This window comes from Stenotrophomonas sp. P5_A8 (assembly GCF_056400545.1).
The window spans coordinates 1-5,557 of the sequence record NZ_JBFULB010000249.1 but is presented as its reverse complement, the minus strand read 5'-3'; the positions used below and the strand labels follow the sequence as shown (position 1 = coordinate 5,557).

Here is a 5,557-nt window from a genome sequence, read left to right as displayed (position 1 = left end):
CGTTGCTGGAGGTGCGGGATTGCCGGCCAGCGGCCGGCGCTACCGACGGGCGAGCAGCAGGTGGAAGTGCTTGTCGACCACGCGCCCGTCGTTGCTGGCGCCCTGTTCGCGGTGGCTGCGCCAACCGCACACGCGCAACCCGCTGCTGCGCAGCGCACGTTCCACCTCGGCCAGGGCATGCAGGTGGAATCCGTAGGCGGTGAAGGGCAGGGTGCGCATGAAGGCCGCATCGCCGAAGGCGACGCACAGCCGGCCGCCGGGGCGCAGCACCCGCGCCAGTTCGGCCAGCGGCACGGCCGGATCCTCCCAGAAGTAGAGCGTGTTCACCGCGAGCGCGGCATCGATGCAGGCATCGTCGAGTTCCAGTGCATGCACATCGCCGAAGGCGACGCTGGCGCGCCCTTCCAGGCCCGCCGCGCCAAGCCGGTCGCGGGCCGCAATGACCATCTCCGCCGACACCTCGACGCCCAGATAGCGGCTGCCGGGCGCGCGCAGCAGTTCACCGGCGAAGGCGGCGTTGCCCGGGCCGATTTCCAGCACCTGTTCATTGGCGGCCACCGCCAGCAGGGCGATCGCCGCGTGGTTGAGGGCGCCGTTGCTGCGGTTCATCGATTCGGCCACGGGCAGGGCGTGGTCGCCATGTGGGCGGCGCAGCTGGGCCGCCAGGGATTCATCGGAAAGCACGCACAAGGCTCCTGTCGCGGTGGGCGGGCAGGACGTGGCGGCGGCGGGTCCACTGACCAGCTTAGCCGAGCGGTGGCGATCCGGGGCGGTCTTTTTCGCCACCGGACCCGCGTGGCGATGACAGCGGTGATCAAAAAATCACCACCGTCGCGTCTATTGAGATTGAGTTGTCCACAGGGGGTGTGGATGACTGGTGCGCAACTTTGTGGATAAGCCCCGGCAGCCCCCGCCGGTTCTCGCTGTCAAGATGGGTGGCCAAAAATTCACCGCCGGTCGTGGCCACGTGAAGGCCGAGGTAACGCGATCAGTCCGATCCGCACCCCGCGAACGGGGCGCCGCTCTGTCACGGTTCGGGCCGCTCGCGGTACTCTCTTGCCACTGCCGTCTACAGATCTTCCATGAAACGTCACTTCTCGATGCTGCGCGAGTTCCACCTGGCCGACTGGTTCACCCTGGCCAACGCCTTTTGCGGCACCGGCGCGGTGTTCGCCGCGATGCGCTTCCTGCAGGACGGGCAGCGTGGCTACCTGCTGTTCGGCATGGCGCTGATCCCGCTGGCCTTCATCTTCGATGCGCTGGACGGGCGCATCGCGCGCTGGCGCAAGTCCAGTTCCACCCTGGGCCGCGAGCTGGATTCGCTGTCGGACGTGATTTCCTTCGGCGTGGCCCCGGCCGCGCTGGCCTATGCCTGCGGTATGCAGGGGGGCTGGGACTGGCTGGTGCTGAGCTATTTCGTGTGCTGCGGGGTCAGCCGGCTGGCGCGTTACAACGTGACCGCCGAGGCCCTGGCCGGGGRGGGTGACAAGGTGCCGTATTTCGAGGGCACGCCGATTCCGACCAGCCTGGCGCTGGTGGTGGTGCTGGCGGTGGCCGCCAGCATGGGCGCGATCGGGCATGACCTGTGGCTGGGCCGCTGGCAGCTGGGCCCGTGGCAGCTGCACCCGATGGTGCTGTTGTTCGCACTGTCCGGGTCGCTGATGATCAGCAAGACCCTGCGCATCCCCAAGCCGTGAGCCCGAACACGCCCATGTCGTTCGATTCGATCCTGCGGGGAACCGTGTCATGAGCACCGCCGGCAGCGGCAGCAACGCGGGCGACGTCGAAGCCCTGGCGCGGCAGTACTTCAGCGCCTGGGGTGACGCTCTGCGACATGCCGCGGTGCCCCCTGGCCAAGCCGGTCCCGGCGCGTCGGGGCAGGGCAGCTGGCAGCAGGCAATCGACTGGTGGGCGCAGATGATGCCCACTGCCACCAGCAGCCCGGCCGATGCGGCGGTGCACCGCTTCCGCGAGCAGGCCGGCGGCTGGTACGGCACGATGCAGCAGGTGGCCGCGCAGTTCGCCGGCCGCGATGCCAGCAGCGCTGATGTAGCCCAGGCCTGGAAGCAGGCGGTGGAAGGCCAGGGCGACGGGCTGCTGCAGTGGATGCTGCAGGGCGCGCGCGGGCAGACGCAGGCCGGTGGCCCGGATCTGCTGAAGCTGCTGGAAGCGCTGCAGCGCGACCTGGGCCCGTGGCTGCAGAGCCCGGCATTCGGCCCCGGCCGAGAGCATCAGGCGCGCTGGCAGGCCTTGTTGCGCGCCCAGCAGGAGTACCAGGCGCACTCCAGCGACTACGTCGATCAGATCAAGCAGGCGCTCGATGAGGCGTTCAAGCTGTTCGAGCAGCGCCTGGCCGAACACGAGCAGCCGGGCAACCAGCTGACCAGCGCACGGGCAATGTTCGACCTGTGGATCGAGGCGGCTGAAGAGGCCTATGCCAAGGTCGCTTTGTCCGAACCGTTCCAGAAGGTCTACGCCTCGCTCGGCAATGCGCAGATGCGTCTGCGCGCGGCCACCCAGCAGGAGATCGAGCGGGTCTGCGAGGCGATCGGCATGCCGACCCGCACCGAGATGGACGCCGCGCATCGCCGCATCACCGAGCTGGAGCGGCTGGTCCGGCGCATGGCGGCAGGTGGTGCGCCGAAGGCGTCATCCGCGCATCGCAGCGACCCGCCAGTCCCGAAAACACCCGCGCCGACAACGCCGCCACCGGGTCGCAGGCGCGCCGCTTCCGCCGCCTCGCCGGCGGCTGCACCTGCAGCGTCGGCCAAGGCGCCGAAGGCTCCTGCGAAGAAAGCTGTCCGCAAGTCCGCGACCAAGCCCGCAGCCAAGCCCGCAGCCGCAACATCCGCGTCGTCCAGGTCGAAGAGGACGCGCGCGCCATGAAAGGGCCGCTGGGATTCAACGCCGAAGACCTGCTGCAGGAGACCCTGGCCATGCAGCGCAAGCTGCTGGACGGGCTCACCCTGCTGCCGTCGGTGGATGACGTGGACTATGGGGCCACCGCGCGCGAGGAAATCTGGCGCGACGGCAAGGTGGCGCTGTACCGCTTCGTCGGCACCGACACGCCGGTGCACGCCACCCCGTTGCTGATCGTCTACGCGCTGGTCAACCGCCCGTACATGGTTGACCTGCAGGCCGACCGCTCGCTGGTGCAGCGCCTGCTGGCGCTGGGCCACGACGTGTATGTGCTGGACTGGGGCTACCCGGACCGCTCCGAGCGCTACCAGACCCTGGAGGACTACCTGCTGCGCTTTCTCGATGGCGCGGTGGATCACCTGCAGGCGCAGTCGGGTGCGCCAATCAACATGCTCGGCATCTGCCAGGGCGGGGTATTTGCGCTGTGCTATGCCGCGCTGCGCCAGCACAAGCTGGCCAACCTGATCACCATGGTCACCCCGGTCGATTTCCAGACCCCGGACAACATGCTGTCGCACTGGGCCCGGCAGGTGGATGTGGACCTGCTGGTGGACACGCTGGGCAACATCCCGGCCGACCTGATGAACGCCAGTTACCTGATGCTCAAGCCGTTCCGGCTGAACGTGCAGAAGTACGTGGGCCTGCTCGACATCCTCGATGACAAGGCTGCGCTGGAAGATTTCCTGCGCATGGAAAAGTGGATCTTCGATTCGCCCGACCTGGCCGGGGAGACCTTCCGCGACTTCATCAAGCAGTTCTACCAAGGCAACGGGCTGATGCACGAGGGTGTGCGCATCGGCGAGGAAACCGTCCAGTTGTCCCAGGTGACCCTGCCGGTGCTGAACATCTACGCCGAACAGGACCACCTGGTGCCGCCGGATGCGTCACGTGCGATGCGCGGGCGGATCGGCAGTGCGGACTACACCGAAAGCAGTTTCCGGGGCGGCCACATCGGCATTTATGTGTCCGGGCGCGCCCAGCGCGAAGTGCCCGGTACCATCACCGATTGGTTGAAGGAACGTTCCCGATGAAGTTGACTTCCCTGCCGTGGCTGGCACTGGCGCTGCTCGCGCCGGGCATCGCCCAGGCCGCCCCCAGTGACAGCGCCCGCCGCGAGATCGCCGGGCTGATCGGCGCACTGGATGGCTCCAGTTGCCGCTTCCAGCGCAACGGCAGCTGGCACGACGCCGCCGAGGCGCGCGCGCACCTGCAGCGCAAGTACGACTACCTGTTGAAGAAGGACAAGGTGGACACCGCCGAGCAGTTCATCGAACGGGCCGCCAGCCAGAGCAGCATGAGTGGCACCCCCTACCGCATCGCCTGCCCGGGCCAGCCCGAGCAGACCGCGGCGGTGTGGTTCGGGGCAAAATTGAAGGCCCTGCGTCAACGCACCCCGTAGACATCGTCCGCGCTACAGTCCGCCATCGCCTGCCGGAGACCGCTGCCATGAATGCCACCCCACGCCCGCTGTCGCGCTCGCTCAACGACCGCATGATCGCCGGGGTGATGGGCGGCATCGCACACCGTTTCGGGTGGAGCTCCACCCTGGTGCGGGTGCTGTTCGTGCTGGTCTCGGTGCTGTCGGCGGCCTTCCCCGGCATCCTGGTCTACCTGATCCTGTGGCTGTTGATTCCCAACGAGGCCGATTGAGCCTGCCGCCAGTGGCGCTGCGCGTCCTGCAGGGGCTGGGCGCGCTGTGGACCGCGCCCAATACCCTGATCGGACTGATCGGCGGCCTGGCCGGGATGGTGGCCGGCGCGCGCCCGTCGTGGAACGGCAGGGACCTTGCCGTTGTGTTCCGTGACTGGCCGTGGGGGCCGGGCGGGGCGATCACCCTGGGCAACGTGATCCTGCACACCGGCCCGGTGCTGGACGTGCCCTGTCGCACCTACGCCCACCAGGCCGGCCACTGCAGCGAACCGGTGATCGGCCTGCACGACCATGAGCGTGCCCACGTTTACCAATACCTGGTGCTGGGCCCGTTGTATCTGCCGGTGTACCTGCTCTGCGGCGGGGTGAGCGCGCGCAATCCGTTCGAACGCGCGGCCGATGTATATGCGCTCACTGGACGCGGCTGGTGGCCGTTATCCACGCGTTAAATCGGCGTAAATAAAACGTCGTGCAATGCGACGTCATCTGCATGCAAACAATGGTTATTAGGCTAAATGACGAATCAGTCAGGTTCGGCGCGGTAAGCTGATGGTTGTTGTATCTGCACGATGCTCTATTGGAGGAACACATCACATGGCAATCGTTCTTTATGTCGGTGGTAGCAAGGATGGCGACAAAGGTTTGGTACCGCACGGTTTCAGCAAGTCGCGGGCCGAGACCGACCAGGGCCCGGAGATCTATACCGAACGGTTCATGGAACTGCAGGGGATCGGCCGGATCCGGGTGATGGCGCTGGAGTCGATGCGCGACGACATCGTCCATCAACGTACGTCGCAGCTGTATCGCTGAACCTGATATCGGTGATGCCGGCCGCTGGCCGGCTCCAGGCGATACGCGACCATACGTARTGCCGGCCGCTGGCCGGCTCCAGGCAATACCCGACCATACGTAATGCCGGCCGCTGGCCGGCTCCAGGCAATACCCGACCACGCGTAGTGCCGGCCGCTGGCCGGCTCCAGGCAATACC

At 67.2% G+C, this 5,557-nt stretch carries 8 protein-coding genes; 7 read left to right on the top strand and 1 reads right to left on the bottom strand.

Annotation, left to right across the window (positions count from 1 at the left end; all coding sequences use genetic code 11):
* Window positions 1–39: 39 nt before the first annotated feature.
* Window positions 40–690, bottom strand: a complete 651-nt coding sequence (locus AC1DQP_RS15410; protein ID WP_478051944.1) for a class I SAM-dependent methyltransferase — start codon at window positions 688–690, stop codon at window positions 40–42.
* Between the two features lie 392 nt (window positions 691–1,082).
* Here AC1DQP_RS15410 and AC1DQP_RS15405 point away from each other — a divergent pair, with 392 nt between their 5' ends.
* From AC1DQP_RS15405 to AC1DQP_RS15375, 7 genes are all read left to right on the top strand, one after another.
* Complete coding sequence (locus tag AC1DQP_RS15405) at window positions 1,083–1,697, top strand: CDP-alcohol phosphatidyltransferase family protein (RefSeq protein WP_478051943.1); 615 nt, start codon at window positions 1,083–1,085, stop codon at window positions 1,695–1,697.
* Window positions 1,698–1,746: 49 nt separating this feature from the next.
* Complete coding sequence (phaE, locus tag AC1DQP_RS15400) at window positions 1,747–2,886, top strand: class III poly(R)-hydroxyalkanoic acid synthase subunit PhaE (RefSeq protein ID WP_478051942.1); 1,140 nt, start codon at window positions 1,747–1,749, stop codon at window positions 2,884–2,886.
* A complete protein-coding gene (gene phaC / locus AC1DQP_RS15395; protein WP_457320113.1) occupies window positions 2,883–3,950 on the top strand; it encodes a class III poly(R)-hydroxyalkanoic acid synthase subunit PhaC in 1,068 nt (355 codons plus the stop codon). Before phaE ends, phaC begins: the two co-directional genes overlap by 4 nt.
* Window positions 3,947–4,318, top strand: coding sequence for a YfeK family protein (locus tag AC1DQP_RS15390; protein ID WP_256777222.1), 372 nt, complete (start codon window positions 3,947–3,949; stop codon window positions 4,316–4,318). The genes phaC and AC1DQP_RS15390 overlap by 4 nt, the downstream gene beginning before the upstream one ends.
* Window positions 4,319–4,365: 47 nt before the next feature.
* Window positions 4,366–4,569, top strand: a complete 204-nt coding sequence (locus AC1DQP_RS15385; protein ID WP_256777221.1) for a PspC domain-containing protein — start codon at window positions 4,366–4,368, stop codon at window positions 4,567–4,569.
* Window positions 4,566–5,018, top strand: a complete 453-nt coding sequence (locus AC1DQP_RS15380) for a hypothetical protein (protein ID WP_256777220.1) — start codon at window positions 4,566–4,568, stop codon at window positions 5,016–5,018. The genes AC1DQP_RS15385 and AC1DQP_RS15380 overlap by 4 nt, the downstream gene beginning before the upstream one ends.
* 145 nt (window positions 5,019–5,163) lie before the next feature.
* The gene (locus AC1DQP_RS15375) at window positions 5,164–5,379 is read left to right on the top strand and encodes a hypothetical protein (protein WP_256777219.1); all 216 of its coding nucleotides are present in this window, start codon (window positions 5,164–5,166) and stop codon (window positions 5,377–5,379) included.
* The last annotated feature ends 178 nt before the right edge of the window (window positions 5,380–5,557 follow it).